This is a genomic window from Microbacterium sp. Bi128, assembly GCF_918698205.1.
Genome location: NZ_CAKKMM010000758.1, coordinates 1 through 2,436 on the forward strand (window position 1 = coordinate 1; position 2,436 = coordinate 2,436).

2 protein-coding genes are annotated in these 2,436 nt (G+C 66.0%); both read right to left on the reverse strand.

Annotation, left to right across the window (positions count from 1 at the left end; all coding sequences use genetic code 11):
* Positions 1-872: mannitol-1-phosphate 5-dehydrogenase (locus LQV45_RS25865; protein WP_230009504.1), on the reverse strand; the 872-nt coding region annotated here is incomplete at its 3' end.
* A partial coding sequence (locus tag LQV45_RS25870) for a PTS sugar transporter subunit IIA (RefSeq protein WP_230009505.1) occupies positions 872-2,436 on the reverse strand: 1,565 nt, incomplete at its 5' end. The genes LQV45_RS25865 and LQV45_RS25870, both read right to left, overlap by 1 nt.

The following is a 2,436-nucleotide window of genomic DNA, read 5'->3' on the forward strand; positions in this document are numbered from 1 at the left end:
CCCACCCGGGTGACGGTGTCCGGCAGGTGCGGGTTCGAGAAGCGGCCCAGGATTTTTTCCACGTACGCCTCCTGCTCGGCCCGGTTGAAGCCGTGCTTGGCCACCAGCAGCTCCTTGGTTTCGTCCAGGACGGCGCGCACATCGGCCGCGACATCCTGGTCGGCCATGGCCTCGGAAATCTTGCCCAGGCCGGCCTCGAATCCGAAGTAGGCCGCCGCCGCGTGCCCCGTGTTGACGGTGAACAGCTTTCGCTCGATGTACGGTGCGAGATCGTCCACGAACGTCGCGCCCGGGACCACCGGCTCCTTCCCGGCGAACGGGGTACGGTCGATTACCCACTCATAGAACGTCTCCACCTTGACGTCCAGGCCCTGCCCGGCCTCCTGGTTCGGCACAATCCGGTCCACCGCCGTGTTGGCAAACACGGCGGCCGCGTCCAGGGCGCCCGCGGCCGGATCCCACTGGGCAACGACCTCGGACTTCAGGATGTCCGTGGCGTTGATCGCGTTCTCGCACGCCATCACCTGCAGCGGCGCCAGCCCGGCAGCACGGGCGGCAATCCCCTTGGCGATCACGGGCGCCACGAACTTCAGGATGTGCGGCCCCACGGCGGTGGTGACGATGTCCGCCGTCGCGATTTCCGCGACGACGTCGGCTTCCTGGGTGCCGGAGTTCAGCGCCCGGAAGTTGTTGACAGTACGGACAGCGGGGTTCTCTCCGACTTCGTGGACCTCGTAGCTGTCCGCGGCGGCCAGCTCGGTGATGAGGGCGTCCGCGACGTCGGCGAACACCACCTCATACCCTGCGTCGTGCAGCAGCAGGCCCACGAAGCCGCGCCCGATGTTTCCGGCTCCGAAATGAACAGCCTTCACTAGGAGTTGACCTTTCCGAACAGGGCCAGCACTTCGTCAACCGTGGTGGCCGCCTCGAGCTGGGCCACCTGGGCCTTGTTGGTGAAGACCTTGGCGATTGAGGACAGGATGTGCAGGTGTTCATTGTTGACCCCGGCCACACCGACGACGAACTTCACTTCCTTGCCGTTCCAGTCGATGCCGTTCGGGTAGCGGATAACGGAGACCGCCGACTTCATGATGTGGTCCTTCGCGGCATTGGTGCCGTGCGGGATGGCCAGGAAGCTGCCCATGTACGTGGAGACGGATTCCTCGCGTTCGTGCATGGCGTCCACGTAGCCGGAGTCAACGGCGCCGCGGTCCAGCAGAAGCTGCCCGGCCTCGTCGATCGCGGCGTCCCGCGTAGTCGCATGGCCGTTGAGGACGACGCTTTCGGCCACCAGGATGCCGGCGGGACCCTGCTCGGCTTCTGCCTCGGCAGCGGCGGGGGCGGTGCCGGCGGCGGCCGCGGCAGGGGTCGTTTCCGTGGCGCCGTCTTCCGTGTTGCTGGCCTCGACCAGTTCCACGATCTCGTCGTACCGCGGGCTGTTCATGAAGTTGTCCACAGAGACATGCACGGCGCTGGCGGTCGCGGGCTTGGCCCGTTCGGTCAGGTCCTGGTGGGTGATGACGACGTCGTACGTGTCGGTGAGGTTGGCGATCGCGGAGTTGGTGACCTTGACGTCCGAGAAGCCGGCGGCCTTGATCTTGTTGCGGAGCACCGAGGCGCCCATCGCGCTGGAGCCCATGCCGGCGTCGCAGGCAAAGACGATGTTCTTGATCGGGGTGGCGAGGACGGCGACGCCGCTGGCACCCACGCCCTCACCGATCAGGGCTGCGGACACCGAGCTCTTCTTGCCCTTCAGGGCCTCCATCCGGTGGGTCGCCTGATCGAGGTCGTCTTCGGCGGGCGCCTTGCTGGCTTTCAGGACCACCGAGGCGATCAGGAAGGACACCGTGGTGGCAAAGAGGACGGAGAGCGTCACGCCGACGTAGCTGTCGCGTGCCGTTGAGGCGTAGACCGCGATGATGCTGCCCGGGGCTGCCGGGGACCGGAGTCCGGCGCCGGTGACCACGAGCGTGAAGATGCCGGTCATGCCGCCGCCGATTGCGGCGAAGATCGTCATCGGCTTCATCAGGACGTACGGGAAGTAGATCTCATGGATACCGCCGACGAACTGGATCACGGCTGCGCCCGGCGCGGACGCCTTGGCCAGACCCTTGCCGAAGAATGAAAAGGCGAGCAGGATGCCGAAGCCCGGACCGGGGTTGGCTTCGAGCAGGAAAAGGATGGACTTGCCCTGCTCGAGCGCCTGCTGCGTGCCCAGCGGGGTGAGGATGCCGTGGTTAACGGCGTTGTTGAGGAACAGGACCTTTGCGGGCTCGATGAAGATGCTGGTGAAGGGCAGCAGGCCGTTGGTGACCAGGAATTCGACCACGGCGCTGGCGCCATTGCTGAAGGCCTTCACGATCGGGCCGACCACCAGCATGCCCACGACCGCCATGGCAGCGGCAACAATTCCTGCCGAGTAGGCGTTGACTGGCA